General features: G+C 69.6%; 15 protein-coding genes. 14 read left to right on the top strand and 1 reads right to left on the bottom strand.

Annotation, left to right across the window (positions count from 1 at the left end; genetic code table 11):
* Position 1: 1 nt before the first annotated feature.
* From tssK to modC, 12 genes are all read left to right on the top strand, one after another.
* Positions 2–1,345 (top strand): type VI secretion system baseplate subunit TssK, encoded by a 1,344-nt coding sequence (gene tssK, locus H0B54_RS24535; protein ID WP_188262496.1) that lies wholly within the window; start codon positions 2–4, stop codon positions 1,343–1,345.
* A 17-nt stretch (positions 1,346–1,362) separates the two neighbouring features.
* Positions 1,363–2,235 (top strand): DotU family type IV/VI secretion system protein, encoded by an 873-nt coding sequence (locus H0B54_RS24530; RefSeq protein ID WP_246472759.1) that lies wholly within the window; start codon positions 1,363–1,365, stop codon positions 2,233–2,235.
* A gap of 15 nt (positions 2,236–2,250) precedes the next feature.
* Positions 2,251–6,399 (top strand): type VI secretion system protein, encoded by a 4,149-nt coding sequence (locus H0B54_RS24525; protein WP_188262494.1) that lies wholly within the window; start codon positions 2,251–2,253, stop codon positions 6,397–6,399.
* A 21-nt stretch (positions 6,400–6,420) separates the two neighbouring features.
* Entirely contained in the window at positions 6,421–7,518 is a 1,098-nt protein-coding gene (gene tssA, locus H0B54_RS24520; protein WP_188262493.1) for a type VI secretion system protein TssA, read from the top strand.
* Between the two features lie 3 nt (positions 7,519–7,521).
* On the top strand, positions 7,522–8,079 hold the full coding sequence (locus tag H0B54_RS24515; RefSeq protein WP_094306698.1) for an Hcp family type VI secretion system effector: 558 nt from the start codon (positions 7,522–7,524) through the stop codon (positions 8,077–8,079).
* Positions 8,076–8,663, top strand: coding sequence for a TIGR00645 family protein (locus tag H0B54_RS24510; RefSeq protein WP_188262492.1), 588 nt, complete (start codon positions 8,076–8,078; stop codon positions 8,661–8,663). The genes H0B54_RS24515 and H0B54_RS24510 overlap by 4 nt, the downstream gene beginning before the upstream one ends.
* A 26-nt stretch (positions 8,664–8,689) precedes the next feature.
* Positions 8,690–9,631 carry a ligand-gated ion channel gene (locus H0B54_RS24505; protein WP_188262491.1) on the top strand — a complete coding sequence of 314 codons (942 nt, stop codon included), beginning with the start codon at positions 8,690–8,692 and terminating at the stop codon, positions 9,629–9,631.
* Between the two features lie 96 nt (positions 9,632–9,727).
* Positions 9,728–10,459 (top strand): SIMPL domain-containing protein, encoded by a 732-nt coding sequence (locus H0B54_RS24500; RefSeq protein ID WP_188262490.1) that lies wholly within the window; start codon positions 9,728–9,730, stop codon positions 10,457–10,459.
* A 418-nt stretch (positions 10,460–10,877) separates the two neighbouring features.
* A complete protein-coding gene (locus H0B54_RS24495; protein WP_188262489.1) occupies positions 10,878–11,669 on the top strand; it encodes a TOBE domain-containing protein in 792 nt (263 codons plus the stop codon).
* A 25-nt stretch (positions 11,670–11,694) separates the two neighbouring features.
* Positions 11,695–12,441, top strand: a complete 747-nt coding sequence (gene modA / locus H0B54_RS24490) for a molybdate ABC transporter substrate-binding protein (RefSeq protein WP_188262488.1) — start codon at positions 11,695–11,697, stop codon at positions 12,439–12,441.
* A gap of 34 nt (positions 12,442–12,475) precedes the next feature.
* Complete coding sequence (gene modB, locus H0B54_RS24485) at positions 12,476–13,144, top strand: molybdate ABC transporter permease subunit (protein WP_014198586.1); 669 nt, start codon at positions 12,476–12,478, stop codon at positions 13,142–13,144.
* Positions 13,141–14,232, top strand: a complete 1,092-nt coding sequence (gene modC / locus H0B54_RS24480; protein WP_188262487.1) for a molybdenum ABC transporter ATP-binding protein — start codon at positions 13,141–13,143, stop codon at positions 14,230–14,232. The genes modB and modC overlap by 4 nt, the downstream gene beginning before the upstream one ends.
* Positions 14,233–14,250: 18 nt before the next feature.
* Here the strand turns inward: modC and H0B54_RS24475 are convergent, their stop codons facing one another.
* The gene (locus tag H0B54_RS24475) at positions 14,251–15,150 is read right to left on the bottom strand and encodes a DMT family transporter (protein ID WP_188262486.1); all 900 of its coding nucleotides are present in this window, start codon (positions 15,148–15,150) and stop codon (positions 14,251–14,253) included.
* Between the two features lie 117 nt (positions 15,151–15,267).
* Here H0B54_RS24475 and H0B54_RS24470 point away from each other — a divergent pair, with 117 nt between their 5' ends.
* Entirely contained in the window at positions 15,268–15,606 is a 339-nt protein-coding gene (locus tag H0B54_RS24470; protein ID WP_188262485.1) for an acyl carrier protein, read from the top strand.
* A 96-nt stretch (positions 15,607–15,702) separates the two neighbouring features.
* Positions 15,703–16,131, top strand: coding sequence for a DUF1489 family protein (locus tag H0B54_RS24465; protein ID WP_188262484.1), 429 nt, complete (start codon positions 15,703–15,705; stop codon positions 16,129–16,131).
* Positions 16,132–16,436: the final 305 nt, after the last annotated feature.

Raw genomic sequence — 16,436 nt, 5'->3', positions numbered from 1 at the left:
CATGACCGAGGCGCGCGACATTCCCGACGCCATCGACTGGCACGACGGGATGCTGCTGGCCCCGCAGCATTTCCAGCAGCAGGCGCTGCGGCACGAGCGGCAGCTGACCTATCACGTCCGGCATGCGCGGCCCTTCCATTGGGGCGTCGTCCATCTCCAGGTCGACCGGGTGCAGCTCGTCTCCGGGCTGGTTCAGGTGCGGGAGCTGGAGGCGATCCTGCCCGACGGCCTCGTCGTGGACTACCGCGCCGGGACCGACGAGCCGCTGGAGGTGGACATCTCCGCCTACGCGGACCCGGTGGGGCAGACGCAGATCACCATCCACCTGATCGTTCCCGCCGCCCGTGGCGACCGCGCGCCGGGACCGGGGGAGACGCCGCGCTACGTCTCGGTCGAGGGTGCGCCGGTCGCCGACCAGCATGGCGGGGAGGAGCTGTCCATTGCCCGGCTGCGCCCGCGGCTGGCCCTGTTCGCCACCACCGGCCCGACCCAGAAGCCGCCGCAGAAGTTCGTCTCGATGCCGATCGCGCAGGCGACCTTCCGCAACGACGCCTTCGTGCTGACCGACTTCGTGCCGCCGGCGCTGACCGTCGCCGCCAACGCGCCGCTCGGCCGGCTGGGGGCGGAGGTGGTGCGGCGCGTGCGCGAGAAGGCGCTGTTCCTGGCCGAGCGCTCCGGCGTTGGCAACGGCAACCCGGCGACCGAACTGGCCGAGGCGGCGCGGGCGGAGATCCGCAGCCTCGTCACCGGCCTGCCGCCGCTGGAGGCGCAGCTCGGCGTCGGCGTCTGCCACCCGTTCGATGTCTACATGTCGCTGTGCACGCTGGCCGGGCACCTGTCGGCCTTCGCCAGCGGCGCCGTACCGGCCAAGCTGTCGCGTTATGACCACGACGACCCGATGGCGAGCTTCGGCGAGGTGCGCGACTTCATCCTGCGCATGATCGACCGCGTGAAGGAGGGCGTCGCCCGCATCCCCTTCACCTTCGAGGACGGCATGTTCGGTCTGGCCATGGACGAGGCCTGGCTGAAGGGCCGGCTGGTCGTCGGCGTGCGCGGCCCGGCCGCGGCTCCGGTCAGCGAGGTCGCCGCCTGGATGGAGAACTGCATCGTCGCCTCCCGCTCCCGGCTGGAGACGCTGTCCGGCCTGCGCGTGAAGGGGGCCGAACGCGTCGCGCTGGATGACAGCGGCGAGGGCGGGGTGGCCGCCCCGCGCGGCGTGGTGCCGTTCGAGATCAAGGTCGATCCCCGCTACATCGTCCCCGGCGAGCGGCTGGAGATCTGGAACCCGGACTCGCTGGGCAGCCGCTTCCGCCCGGTCGAGATCACCCTCTTCGTCAGCGCCTGAGCCGGGGAATGACCGCCATGCTGCACCGCCGGGATCTGGTCGATCACTTCCTCGCCTTCGCGCGGGAACTCCAGAAGCACCGCGCCGCCGTCGGCGCCGGGCGCCCTACAGCCGCCGCGAAGCCCGAGGGCGCCGCTGGGGAGACGGCGGACAGCCTGCCGGCCTTCCTGACCGAGGACGCCCTGGCGATCCCGGCGCCCCGCGGTGCCGCCGCGGCGTTGCCGGCCCTGGCGCTGGAGCCCGACGCCGAGATCATCATCCGCCGCCTTCAGGAGTTTCTGGAGGCGCAGGCGGTCCAGGTCGGGCGCACCGGCACCGACCTGATGATCAGCCAGCACCGCGAGGCGCAATACGCCATGGCGGCGCTGGCCGACGACCTGTTCATCCATGACGTGGAGTGGAACGGGCGGGAGCTGTGGCGCAGCGTGCTGCTGGAGCAGGCGGTGTTCCGCACCCGGCTGGCCGGCGAGCGGGTGTTCGACCGGATGGAGGCGCTGCTCGCCAGCAACGACCGGCGGCTGGTCCAGCTGGCGGCGGTCTATCTCTGCGTGCTCGGCATGGGCTTCAAGGGGCGCTGCCGGGTGCCGGGCGGCGAATCCACCCTGCGCGACTACAGCGCTCGGTTGTTCGAGTTCATCGCCGGCCGCGAGTCCGAGCTGGGCGCCGGGATGCTGCCCGGCGGGCGGACGCTGATCCCCGCCGCCTACGCCCACACGCTGACCGACGGCAAGGCGCGCACGCTGGCGCGCGGGCCGCGCTGGCCGCTGGTGCTGGGGGCCATCGCCGGGCTGTGGCTGGTCCTGGGTCAGGCGCTCTGGTGGATGTCCACCGCGCAGCTTTCCAACGCGGCGGACGCGGTGCTTCAGGCATCGGTTCGCGTGACCCGCTGACGGGAGAGGACGGTCATGGAACTCCTGGCAGCGGTCCTGTCCGGCATCGCCGGCAACCAGATCTGGGTCTTCGCGGGGCTTCTCGTCCTCGTGCTGCTGATCGTCGCTGTGATGGCGGCGATCCTGCTGCGCGCCCGTAGCGCGGCGCCGCCCGCCCCGGCGGAACCGGCGGCCCTGCCGCCGCCCGATGCGACGGCGGAGGAGGGCGGAACGGTCCCGGCGCTCGCGGCGACCGCGCCGGACGTCACCATCCGCGACATCCGCCGGCTGTTCCGCGACGGTCTGGCGGCCTATCGCGAGACGCTGTCGCGCAACGTCTATCTGGTGCCCTGGTACCTGCGCACCGGCGTCGCCGCGTCGGACGACGCCGGCCTGCTGTCCTGCGCGGAGGAGGTGCGTCCCCCGGTGGCCGCCGAGCGGCACGCCGGCTTCTCCTGGCGCTTCTACGACCGGGCGGTGGTCATCGACGTCGACGATCCCCGCGCCGCCTGGGCGGGCGTGCTGGACCTGCTGGGCCGCCGCCGCCCGATGCTGCCCGCCGACGGGCTGATCCTGACCATCCCATTGGCTGAGCTGGACGACGTGCGCCGCGCCACCGCGCGCGGGACGGAGCTGTACGCCCGGCTGTGGGAGATCCAGCGCACGCTCGGCTTCGCCCTGCCGGTCTATGTGGTGGTGACGGGCTGCGAGGAGGCCCCCGGCTTCGCCGCGCTGGCCGAGGCGCTGCCCCCTTCCCTGACCGGTGGGATGCTCGGCTGGTCGAGCCCCTACGCGCTGGAAACCGCCTTCTCCCCCGATTTCGTGAGCGAGGCGCTGCAGTCGCTGGCCGACGGGCTGCTGGCGGTGGAACTGGAGGTGTTCGGCGCGACGGCCACGCCGGACGGCGCCCCGCTGTTCGCCCTGACGGAGCGGCTGACCGGGACGGAGGCGGCGTTGCGCGCCCTGCTCGGCACCGCCTTCAAGCGCACCGCTTACCAGGAGACTCTCTACGTCCGCGGCCTCTACTTCACGGGCCGCCCCGATCCGGACGCGGCGGCGCTGTTCGGGCGCGACCTGCTGAACCGCAAGATCTTCCCCGAGGCCGGCCTGCCCAAGCCGACCCGCGCGCTGGCCGCGTCCCGCGCGTGGCGCCGCTACTCCTGGCCGGTGGGAACGGGGGCCGCCGCCGTTGCCGCCGTCCTGCTGCTGTGGATGGGGGTGCAGCGCGCCTCCACCCTGTCGGACCGGCTGTTGCCGGTCCTGGCCGACATTCCAGGCGGGCTCCAGCAGCTCGCCGACCAACGTCCGGCGGTCGAGGCCGGGGCGCCGATGACCGCGGCCTATGGCGATCCCGCCGCCCGCTTCGTGCAGGGCGTGACGATGCTGCCCACCGACTGGACCTTCAACCCGCTGCCGGCGTCGTGGATCAGCGGCGTCCCGGATTCGGTGTCGGGGGCGCTGGCCGTCGGCTACCGCCGCCTCGCCCTGTCGACCGTGCGCGACGTCGCCGAGGATCGGCTGCGCCGCCTGACCCGCGACGGCGGGGTCGGGCCGGCGGGGGCGGGCGCCTTCGAGCGGCTGCGCGCCTTCGCGGGCGAGGTCGGCATCGCCGAGGGGCTGGCCCGCGCCTACAACAACGTGGACGCCCGCGACCCGACCCTGCCGCTGGACGAGGTGCTGGACTTCGCGCTGGGCTCCGGCGTGGCGCGCGGCTTCTCCGCGCGGCTGCACGGCTGGGAGATCGACCAGCCGCCGGGCGGCACCGCCATTCCCGCGCCGGGACCGGGCGCGCAGCGCCCCATCGACCTGACCGCCCACCGGGCGGAGGTCAGCCGCCGTTTCCGGCAGTATGCCGACGCCTATCTGCGCGACCTCGCCATGGGCGGCCTCGCCGCCGCGCGGCTGTCGGTCGCCGCCAGCGAACTGGAGCTGCTGGCCGGCGGGGCGCGGTCCGGCGCCGACGCGGCGGCGGCCTACGCCGAGGTGCTGTCGAGCCTGGAGGACGCCGCCCGCGGCCTGGGCGCGGAGCGCGGCGCCTGGATCGGCGCCAACGGCCCCGTCCTGCCGCCGGAGTTCGAGGCGCTGCTCGGCCGGCTGGAGAAGTCCGACCTGCTCGGCCCCAACCTGCGCGCCGACATCCTGGATCTGGCGCAGCGCCGCTACGACGAGGCGGGAGTCGGTGCCCGCAGCCTGGATTCGGTGATCGGCCGCCTTCTGGAGCAGGCGCCGAATGGGGGCGCCCGCTTGGCTCCGGCGGCGGAGCAGCTTCGCCGCACCCTGTCGGTGTGGATGGCCCGCCGCTTTATGAAGACGGATGACAGCGGCGCGCTGGCGATGCCCGCCATGGGCGCCGGCTGGGACCGCGCCGCTCTGGACAGCATCCCGCCGCTGGTCGAGGACTATCTGCTGTTCGACGCCAAGGACCTGCCGCAGGCACCGGCCATGCTCCGCACCTCCATGCGGGCGGCGGCGCAGCACCAGCTCCGCCAGGGGGTGGAGCGCATCCTCGCCCGCGCGCTCGCCGGCAGCCCGGCGGGCGGCGGGGTGGACCGGGCGGGCGGGCTGGCGCAGCTCCGCGCCTCGGCCCACGCGTTGCGCACCGCCTTCCCGGTGCTGGCCGAGACCATGCAGTCCTTCCGCCAGATCGGGCTGATCACCTCCGCCGACACCATCCGCGACACCGTGGCCCGGCAGGCCAACGCCGTGCTGGCCCAGGCCGACCGGCTGCTGGAGGGCGACCAGCTCTACCGGCCCGACGCCCACGCGCTGGACGTCTGGGTGGACGGGCCGCTGGTGCCGCACCTGCTGTTCGGGCAGACCACACCGGCCGGACTGGCGCTCTATCTCGGCAACGCCCGGCAGGAGGTGACGGTGCTCGCCCGCGACATCGCCGCCCCGGTGGTGGAGATCCTGGAGCGCCCGGTGATGGGCGCCGGAACCGGATCGGGCGCCGCCTCCAAGTGGGCGCGCATCATCACCGAGCTGGACAAGTACGACGGCGGGCGCCCGAACAGCTCCCTGGCGCAGCTCGAAAAGTTCGTGACGGTGGAAAGCGCCGCTGTGGACGCCGCCGGTTGCCAGAATCTGGGCGCCATCGACGGGGTGCCGGACGACTTCTTCCGCAGCCGTCTGGCCGAGCTGAAGCAGTGGATCGCCACGCGCTGCGTGCTGGCCGCCGACGCCCGCGTCTACGACGCCTACGTCGACATGGCCGCCTCGTTCAACGAGATGCTGGCCGGCCGCTTCCCCTTCGCCGCTTCGGGAATCTCTGGTGGGACGGTGTCGGGCGAGGAGGCCGACCCGGCGGCGGTGCGCGCCTTCTACGAGCGGTTCGACGCCCGGTCGGCTTTCGTGCTGGAGGGCTTGCGCCGCGGCGAGCGGTTCGGCACCGCCGGGCGGGAGGCTCTGCGCTTCGTGGAGACCATGGAGCGGGCGCGTCCGCTGCTGATCGCCGCGGTGACCCCGGACCAGAGCGGCGGCTTGGCGCTCGACCCCGCCTTCCGCGTCAACCGCGGCCGCGAGGCCGGAGGCAGCGACATCATCGAATGGAAGCTCGCCACGCCGAACGGCGCCCTGTCCAGCGTGCTGCCGCGCACCCCGCTGCGCTGGTATCCCGGCGACAAGCTGAGCGTGACGCTGCGCTGGGCCAAGGACGGCACGGTGCTGCCGGTCTCGGGTGTCGGCGCGGGGGCGGCGGTGGACGGACCCTCGCTGCGCTTCGACTATGACGGTCCCTGGGCGCTGTTCGCCCTGGCCAGCCGGCAGGCCGCGCCGCAGCGCGACCGCCGCCCCGGCCCGGACACCGAACCGCTGCTGCTGTTCGAGGCCACCGCCAGCGGCCCGGTCAAGGAGGCTGCCGCCGCCCCGATGCCGATCGCTCCGGCCGCGCAGGCAGCGCCGCAACCCGCGGTGAAGCCCAACGTCCGGGTCTTCATGACGCTGGCGGTCAAGCGCACCGTCCTGGCCGACGGCAAGCCGCCGCGCGAGGAGAAGGTGGCTATGCCCGCACTGCCCGCGCAGGCGCCGCCGCTCGCGCCGGTCGGCACCATGCGGCGGATGCCGGGGCTGGCCGGCTGGCCGGCGCCGTCGGGCGCGGTGGCCCCGGCGGACCGCGCCTTCTTCGATCTGGGCACTCCCCCGTCCCAGCCCCCCATGCTCCGCCCCGCGGCCCAACGCTTCCCGTGAGCAGTCCCCCATGAGTTGCCAATGACCGCATCCCACCCGCTGATCGACATCGGCGCGTTGCTCCAGCCCATCCCCGGCGACGATCCGGCGGGCGACGACCTGCGCCATGGCCCGGAATTCGACGCGCTGACCGAGGCGCGCCGGATGGACGACGATCTCGACCAGGGCATCTGGCAGACCACCGTCAAGAAGGCGGACTGGAAGGGCGTCGTTAAGCAGGCGTCGGACCTGCTGACGACCCGCACCAAGGATCTTCAGGTCGCGGCGTGGCTCGTCCAGGCGCTGGGCCGCCTGCATGGTCCGGCGGGGCTGGCGCCGGGGCTTCTGCTGGTCCATGGGCTGGTGGAGGATTTCTGGGACGGCCTTTACCCGCGTCTGGACGACGGCGATCCGGAGCCGCGGCTGGCCCCCTTGGTCTGGCTGGACAGCCAACTGTCGCGCGATCTGATGGCGACCACCGTCACCCAGCCGGGGGCGAATGCCGACGAGACGCACCGCTTCCAGGATTGGCAGAACGCGCAGCGCCTGCGCAAGCTCGCCACCCGCGACCAGCGCGCCTTCCACGAGGCGGTCGAGGACGGGGAGGTGACGGTCGAGCAGATCCTCGCCGCCCAGGACCGCACGCCGCCCGGCTTCTACCAGACTCAGCACGGCCACCTGCGCGACACGGTGACGGCGGTGCGCACCCTGGCGGCGGAACTGGACGCCGTGGCCGGCCGCGCCGCCCCCGGCTTCAGCCAGCTTCTGAAGACGTTGGAGAGCCTGATCCAATTCCACCGCGAAGCGCTCGCCAAGCGCGGCATCGATCCGGACGGCGCCTCCGCCGTGACGGAGGAGGCCGAGGGCGGGGAGGAGGCCACCATGGACGCGTCCGCCGAGATCATTCCCGCCGCCTTCGCCCGCCCCGGCGGGCCGCGGACCCGGCAGGAGGCCTACGCGATGCTGCACCAGATCGCCGATTTCCTGGCGCGGGAGGAACCGCACAGCCCGACCTCCTACCTCGTCCGCCGCGCCGCGACCTGGGGGAACCTGTCCCTGCCGGAGCTGTACGCCGAGCTGCTGGGCGACCGCGGCGAGGTCGGGCGGATCTTCGGCCTTCTGCGGCTTGAGGAGCGCTGAGCCATGCCCCGCATCCTGCTCGACTACCCCGGCATCAAGGGCGAGTCGCTGATCCGCAACTACAAGAACCTGGCCGACTGCGTGAGCTTCGACCTGTCCTCGGGCAAGCGTGAGGTCGGCGGCTTCAACTACGACGACCCGGTCGAGGACAACTCCTCCTTCAGCGGCCGAAAGGCGAAGAAGCAGGACAAGCTCGGCGTCGACAGCCTGAAGCTGGAGCGTCACTTCGACCTCGCCTCGCCCAAGCTGATGCAGGCGGCCTTCGACCCGCAGAAGAAGGACGTCACCGCGACGATCCATTTCTTCCGCACTTTCGCCCAACTGCAAGGCGGTGAGCATTTCGGCGAAAGCGACATCTTCGCCGAACCGTACCTGACCATCATCCTAAAGAACACGCAGATCACGGAGTATGTGCTGTCGGTCGACAACGACGACAGCAGCAACGGCACCGAGACCATCTCGCTGGCCTTCGACCAGTTGCAGATGACCTACCAGCACCAGATCGACGGCCGGAAAATCGGCCAAATCCGTGGCGACATCACATTGGCGAGCAAGTCATGACCCAGTCGAACCCGTCGGCCCTGGCCGGCGACCCCACCGTCCTGTCCCGCAACGGCGCGGAGCGCCGCGGACCAGGGCGCCGGGCCGAGCATTTCCTGGAGCAGGTGATGTTCCAGAGCCGCTGGCTCCTGGCGCCGCTCTATGTCGGCTTGGTGGGCGCGCTGCTGATGATCGGCTGGCGCTTCGCGCTGGAGTTGGTGCACGCGCTTCCTCTCCTGGTCCATGGCACGGAAAACGACATCATCCTGATCGTGCTGGGGTTGGTCGACCTGACGATGGTCGGCAACCTCGTGCTGATGGTGATCTTCAGCGGCTATGAGAATTTCGTCTCGAAGATCGACGTCGCCGGCCACGCCGACCGTCCGGAGTGGATGGGCAAGCTGGATTTCAGCGCGCTGAAGGTGAAGCTGATCGCCAGCATCGTGGCGATCTCCTCCATTCAGATCCTGAAAACCTTCATGAACGTGTCGGAGGTGTCCGACCGTGACCTGATGTGGCTGGTCGCCATCCACGTCACCTTCATCGTCTCCGGCGTGCTGCTGGCGACCATGGACGTGCTGGTCAAGAAGAGCCACGCGCACTGACATCCGGCAGGAAAGGAGAGGGCATCATGATTCGGTATGCACTGGCGTTCCTCGCCGTTCTGCTGGCCGGTCTGCCCGGAGCGACGCGAGCGGAGCCGGCCAAGGTGGTGGTCGGCACCTACGTCAACCAGATCACCGGGGTGAACCTTCGCGACAACCAGGTCAATGTGGACTTCTATGTCTGGTTCCGCTGGGACGACGACTCCCTGAACCCGCTGGAGACGTTCGAGCTGATGAACGGGCGGATCGAATCCCGGACGCCCACCCCGATCCGCAAGCTGAAGGACACGAACTATGGGCAGGCGCGCGTCCAGGCCGTGCTGAATCAGCCCTGGGACGTGAGCCGCTTCCCGCTGGACACCCAGACCATTCGTCTGGTGATCGAAGACAGCGACCTGACGGCCGAGAACTTCGTCTATGTGCCGGACACCGACAACAGCACCATCGATCCCGATGTTGACGTCTCGGGTTACACTCTGACCAGCAACGGCGCCGCCATTTCGGCGCACCGCTACCGCACCAATTACGGCGACATCACCCTGCCGAAGAACCACGAGTCCGTCTATTCCCGCTACACCCACACGATCACTCTTGAGCGGCCGGATTCGGTCTATTACATCAAGACCTTCTCGACCATCTTCATCTCCTCGGTGGTGGCCTTTCTGGCCTTCCTGGTGAAGCCGGTCGACCTTGATCCCCGTTTCGGCCTGGGCATCGGCGCGCTGTTCGCCGTGGTCGCCTGCTACTTCGTCATCGCCAGCGATCTTCCGCGCAGCAGTGGCTTCACCCTGTCGGACCGGGTCAACCTCGCCTCCATGGGCATGATCTTCCTCAGCCTGATGCAGAGCGCGGTGTCGCTGATGATCTACGAGCGGAACGCGGCGAAGTCCCTGCTCCTGGACCGCTGGTCCCTGGTGGTCTTCCCCGTCGCCTACGCGCTGCTGTGCGTCTGGCTGACGACGGTGTGATGCTGGTGATCTGACACCGTCGCGGGGCGCCGTTCCGGCCTGAGCTTCGCCACAATCCTTCGTCATGCTCCGCAGTGAGCGACGAGGGGGAGTGGCATGATCGGAAACCGGACGGCGTTGGCTGCGGCGGCGTTTCTCGCCATCGGGATCGCGGTGGCGGGCTGGTCGGCGGGGCGGGAGGTGGCGCAGGTCCGGCTGGCTGACCGCTTCGTCACCGTGAAGGGCTCCGCCGAGCGCGAGGTCAAGGCGAACTTGGCCCTTTGGCCGGTGCGCTTCGTCGCCACCGGCGACGATCTGTCAGCCGTGCAGGCGAAGACGGCGGCAGACGAGAAGGCCGTCCTTGCCTTTCTGGAGCGGTATGGGTTGGGCGCCGAGGCGGTCGTCTCACGCTCGCTCGATCTCGTGGACCTGCTCGCCCAAGCCTACCGTCAGGGTCCGGCGGATCAGCGCTATATCCTCACCCGCACCCTGATGATCCGCAGCCCCGACGTGGAGCGGGTCGACCGCGCCAGCCAGAATCTGGCGGAGCTTCTGGACCAGGGCGTCACTCTGGGCGGGGAGCCGGGCATGGGCTCTGGCCCCAATTACCTGTTCACGCGGCTGAACGACGTGAAGACTGAGATGATCGCGGAGGCGACCGCCAAGGCGCGCGAGGCGGCAACCCAGTTCGCGACCGACAGCGGCGCGACGTTGGGCGGCATCCGCCGCGCCAATCAGGGCCTGTTCCAGATTCTCGCCCGCGACGAGGCGCCCGGAATCATGGAAAACCGGCAGATCGACAAGATCGTCCGTGTCGTGTCCACACTCGACTGGGAACTGGTGGATTGATGGGGTGTCCGCGCGCCGCCCGCCTCCGTCGCTGTATAGATCACCTACATATTGGATTCGCTGCGCCCGGCCCTTTCCTGACAATGGGGGGCGGACGGCATTGCTTGTTATCGGCCTGTGAGGCGTGATGACGTCGAAACTGACAATCCCGTCTCTGTAATTCGCCGATTTCGGCGCCAGGCAAACAGTAACGCCTGTTCAGACGCCAAAGTACGCTTAGAAAATCGGCATGATGAGCGAATGCCGTGCATCGTTTGCACGGTGCATGTCGTGGACTGATCCGATGTTCAAACCGGCGTCGCGTACCCCCCTCACCGATATCCCTCAAAAATCGATGGCGTTGGCAAAAAGCGCTGGTTCACCTGCACGGAGCATGGTTATATAGCCAATGTATATAGCGAATTTGAGGTGCCCGCTCATGTCCGTCCAACCGCAGGTGTCGTTCGCAGGGCCGCACGCGTCGCCGATCGGCGTGGAGCGCATCCGGCTTCTGGAGGCGGTGGGGCGCGAGGGCAGCATTTCCGGCGCGGCGCGGTCGGTCGGCATCACCTACAAGGCGGCCTGGGACGCCATCGACGCCATGAACAACCTGTTCGGCCGCCCTTTGGTCGAGGCGCAGGCCGGCGGAAAGCGCGGCGGCGGAACGGCCCTGACGCCGGACGGCGTGCGGCTGGTCGCCACCTTCCACCGTCTGCAGAGCGAGATGGTCCGCGCCTTCCAGGTGCTGGAACCGGAACTGAACGGCACCGGCCTGTCGGCGGCCAGCTTGATGTGGGGATTCTTCATGCGCACCAGTGCCCGCAACGCCCTTCGCGGAACCGTCACCGCCATCACCGATGGGGCGGTGAACGCCGAAGTCACCCTGACCGTCTCGGACCGGACCTCGATCGTTGCGATCATCACCCGCGACAGCGTGCGCGACCTGGGCCTGTTCCCAGGGCGTGCGGCGACGGCTCTGATCAAGGCGCCTTTCGTGATCCTCGCCCCGGCCGACGAGGCGAAGCGCACCTCGATGCGCAACCGCGTGGAAGGCGTGGTGGCCCGCCGCGAGGACGGAGCGGTCAACAGCGAGATCACCCTGGACATCGGCGGCGGCAAGACGCTGACCGCCATCATCACGCTGCGCAGCGCCGACGACCTCGGCCTGAAGGTTGGCGCGCCGGCCTGCGCGCTGATCGACGCATCGCACATCATTCTTGCGGTGGAATGACGATAGGATCGAAAGGAGTTTTCGAATGACGCGTGTCCTGCTTGCCGCCGTCGCGCTGCTGTCCATCTCGGCGACGGCCCGTGCCGACGAATTCAACGTCGCGGTCGCTGCGAACTTCACCGCCCCGGCGAAGGAGATCGCCACCGTCTTCGAACAGAAGACCGGCCACAAAGCCGTCCTGAGCTTCGGCGCGACCGGCCAGTTCTACGCCCAGATCAAGCAGGACGCGCCCTTCGTCGTCTTCCTCGCCGCCGACGACGAGACCCCGAAGAAGGCGGTGGAGGAGGGCTTGGCCGTTCCGGATTCCCGCTTCACCTACGCCGTCGGCCGTCTGGTGCTGTGGACCAAGGCCAGCGAGGCGCCGCTGGGCGAGGACACGCTGCGCAAGGGCGCCTTCGAGAAGCTGTCCATCGCCAACCCGGCGACCGCGCCCTATGGCGCCGCCGCGGTGCAGGCCATGAAGAAGATGGGCGTTTACGAGGCGATCCAGCCGAAGATCGTCCAGGGCAACAGCATCGCCCAGGCCTTCCAGTTCGCCGAGACCGGTGCCGCCGAACTGGCCTTCGTGGCCCTGTCGCAGGTGATCGCCAAGCCGGACGGCACCCGCTGGCCGGTTCCGGACGCGCTGCACGACCCGATCTTCCAGGACGCCGTCCTGCTGAAGAAGGGCGCCGGCAACGAGGCCGCCACGGCCTTCCTCGCCTTCCTGAAGGGGCCGGAGGCCGCGGCGGTGATCTCCAAGTACGGCTACGGCACGAGGGCGCCGAACTGACCGTGCCGGCCTCCCTGGTAAGGACAGCCCGCCGATGAGCTGGCAACCGATCATCCTGACGCTGGAACTGGCGGCTCTGACCACGGTCATCCTGCTGATCGTCGGCACTCCCTTGGCCTGGTGGCTGGCGCGGTCCGGAGCCTGGTGGAAGGAGGCGGTCGCCACGGTGGTGGCGCTGCCTCTGGTCCTGCCGCCGACGGTCCTGGGCTTCTATCTGCTGATGCTGCTGGGGCCGAACGGCCCCGGCGGATGGCTGGCGTCCCTGTGGGGCGCCCGCTCCATGGCCTTCACCTTCGAAGGGCTGGTCATCGGGTCCGTGCTGTACTCCATGCCCTTCGTGGTGCAGCCGATCCGCAACGCCTTCGAGGCGTTCGGCGACCGCCCGCTGGAGGCGGCGGCGACGCTGCGCGCCTCGCCGCTCGACACCTTCTTCACCGTGGCGGTGCCGCTGGCCCGCCGCGGCTTCCTGACCGGCGCCGTGCTGGGCTTCGCCCACACCATGGGCGAGTTCGGCGTCGTCCTGATGATCGGCGGCAACATTCCCGGCCAGACCAAGGTCCTCTCGGTGGCCATCTACGACTATGTCGAGACGCTGCAATGGGACGAGGCCCATCTGCTGGCGGGAGGCATGCTGGTCTTCTCCTTCACGGTGATCCTGACGATGATGATGCTGGAGAAGCGCATCGGGCGGGGCGGGCGATGAGCCTGTCGGTGCATTTCCATGGGACGCTCGGCCGGTTCGAGCTGGACGTGGCGTTCGAGGCGCCGGGCCGCGGCATCACCGCGCTGTTCGGTCCGTCCGGCTGCGGCAAGACCTCGGTGCTGCGTTGCGCGGCCGGGCTGCAGCGGCTGAACGGGCGCTTCGCCCTGGACGGCGATGTCTGGCAGGAGGGGCGGACCTTCCGGCCGACGCACAAGCGGCCCATCGGCTACGTCTTCCAGGAAGCCAGCCTGTTCCCCCATCTGTCGGTGCGCACCAACCTGCTGTTCGGCCATCGCCGGACGGTGGGGCGGGGCGTGCCGGAGCACATCCGCCTGGACGACGTGGTCGATCTGCTGGGGTTGGGGCATCTGCTCGACCGCTCGCCCGAGCATCTGTCCGGCGGCGAGCGCCAGCGGGTCGGCGTTGGCCGCGCTCTGCTCTCGCAACCGCGGCTGCTGCTGATGGACGAGCCCCTGGCGGCGCTCGACCGCTTCAGCAAGGAGGAAATCCTTCCCTATCTGGAGCGGCTGCACGGCGTCCTGTCCGTCCCCGTCCTCTATGTCAGCCACGACATCGCGGAGGTCGAGCGGCTGGCCGACCATCTGGTGCTGCTGCGCCAGGGACGTGTCGTCGCCGCCGGTCCGATGCAGGAGCTTCAGGCCGATCCCACCCTGCCCATCGCCCGCATGCCCGAAGCCGGGGTGACCCTGCCCGCGGTGGTGGCGGGACGGGAAGACGCCTATGGCTTGACCCTGCTGCGCCTGGACGGCGGTCAGCTGCTCGTTCCGGGCGACCTCGGCCCGCAGGGGACGGCGCGGCGCGCCCGCATCGCCGCGTCCGACGTCAGCCTCGCCCGCAACCCGCCGGAGGGCAGCACGATCCTGAACGCGCTTCCCGCCCGCATCGTCGCGGCGGAGCGGCAGGACGAGGTTCAGATGATGGCCGTCGTGGCTTTGGGCGAGGAGGGCAGGGGAGCGCGCATGCTCGCCCGCGTTACTCGCAAGAGTTGGGACGCCCTGGGACTGTCTCCGGGCCAGCCGGTTTACGCCCAGGTCAAGGGCGTGGCCCTGGTCCAGGAAACAATGTGATTCGGATGGGCGCTGCGCCTACCCCGGCGTGAAGCGCTTCGGCAGGCGCAGCGCCCCCGTCCCCATGGCGATTCCGAACAGAACGCACAGCAGCCCCGCCGCGTGGGCGAGCGTGAAGGACTCGCCCAGGAACAGCACGGCGGCCAGCACGCCCGCCGCCGGAATCAACCCGGTGAACAGCCCGGCCCGGTTGGCCGGCACATGGGCGATCCCGCGCATCCACAGCACCACCGCCAGCAAGCCGCCGGTCAGGCCGGACGCCACGAACAGCAGCCAGACCCAGCCGGGCACCGCGGTCGGATCGAAGCCGCCCAGCGTCGCCAGTGCGCCCGGCGCCATCATCGCCGCGGCCAGGATGTTCGCCAGACAGGTCAGCGTCAGAGGCGGAATGCGCCCGCCGAGCTGCCGCGCAAAGACTCCGTACAGCCCCTCCGACACCACCGCGCCCAGCACCAGCGCGTTGCCGACGACGGAGTCGTCGGGTCCACCGCCGCCACCGGGGCGCAGGTTCAGCGCGACCATGCCCACGACCGCCAAGGCGATGGCCGCGGCGCTGCCGGCCCCGATCCGCTCGCGCAGGATCAGCGCCGCCCCGAGAGCCGTCATGGCCGGGATGGTGCTGGTGATGATTCCGGCGGCCACCGCGCTGGTCTCGCGCAGCCCATAGAGAAGGAACAGGTTGAACAGCACCATGCCGAACAGGGAGAGCAGGGTAAGGCTCGTCCAGTCCCGGCCATTGCGCGGCAGCGCCGCCGCTCCACCCCTGAGGGCAAAGGGCGCCAGCAGCGCCGCGACCAGCGCGAAACGCATTTCCGCCGCCACAAGCGGTGGGATATGGGATACGATCACCTTGGACGCCGGAACGGACAGCCCGACCAGGGTCATCGACAGGGCGAGGTTGAGATAAGCGGCGCGCATGGGCCGCATTCTATGGACGCCGCCGCCGTCTTACGGAAGCGGCATTTTCACGCAATGAATTTGCAAAGAATGCGTGCCATTCTTCGCGCCAAGGTCGCGGTACACAAGGGGCGGGGTATGTCGGAGCCGATCCTCGGGATCACCAACTGGATGCATCTGTTCCGCTGGATCGTGAAGCTGATCCGCGACGAATACGGCGTGGATGAAAAGGTCCTGACCCGCAACGCCGCGCTGGACGGAGGAATCGGTCTGACCGCCGAACAGCTCGAGCAGGTCCTGGACCACATTGCCGAGACCTTTGAGCTGACCTTCCCCGAGAACACCCTGAATGAAACCGTCCGGCTGGAAGACCTCTGCACGTTGACCGCCTGGATGCGCGGCCTCTACAAGAAGCCGGACTTCGTCACTCCGCTGTTCGAAGAGCGCTGCCGGTCCCTGAACAACGTGCCGGCCTGACTCGCGCCAAGCACCTCACGGCTGGAAACGCTGTTGCGGATTCCCATCTGCGGCAGCGAACCCGTCCCGCCAACCTTATATTTCCTTGAGTCGTCCATGCCGTTGCATCTCATCAAGCTGGCCGTCGGCATCGACGACCTCGACCATCTGGCCGCGGTACAGGCGCGCCGTGCGCAGGCCGTCGAGGGGCGGTCGATGATTCCCGTCTTCACGCGCCGCGTGCCGAAGCGCGGGGAGGAAATCCTCGCCGGCGGTTCGATCTATTGGGTGGTCCGCGGTTCCGTCGCCGCCCGCCAGCGGGTGATCGCCATCGACACCACCGTGGACGAAGAAGGGGAGAGCTGCTGCATCCTCGGCATGGATCCGCAGCTCGTCGCCACCGTGCCGACGCCCCACCGGCCGTTCCAGGGGTGGCGCTATCTCGACCCGCAAGCCGCGCCCAAGGACCTGTCCGACGTGGGCGGGCAGGGCGACCAATTGCCCGCCCATCTGGCTGCTGAACTGCGCTCTCTCGGCCTTCTGTAACCCGCTCGTCCGGCTGCGGCCCGCCAAGCCATTGATTTTTCACGGTTGGGCAGAATTTTCATCAGCCTGTCAAAAAAGCGCTTGCGTGTTCGTGGGGGAGGCGCCTATAACCCGCTCCACCGACGCGGTGGCCGCCAACGAGGCGCCGACGGGTCGGGAACACAGAGACATTCTGGCCCTGGCGGCCCACTCCTTCAAGGGAATGGGCGCGGGGTGTTGCGGTTCTCCTGGGGCCGCGGGATCTTGGATATCGTTGATACCGTGTTGTGAGAAGGGATGCGCAGGCGGCGGTTTTGGCCGTTGGC

The organism is Azospirillum tabaci, assembly GCF_014596085.1.
GTDB classification, from domain to species: Bacteria; Pseudomonadota; Alphaproteobacteria; order Azospirillales; family Azospirillaceae; genus Azospirillum; species Azospirillum tabaci.
This window is presented reverse-complemented; position numbering and strand designations above follow the sequence as displayed.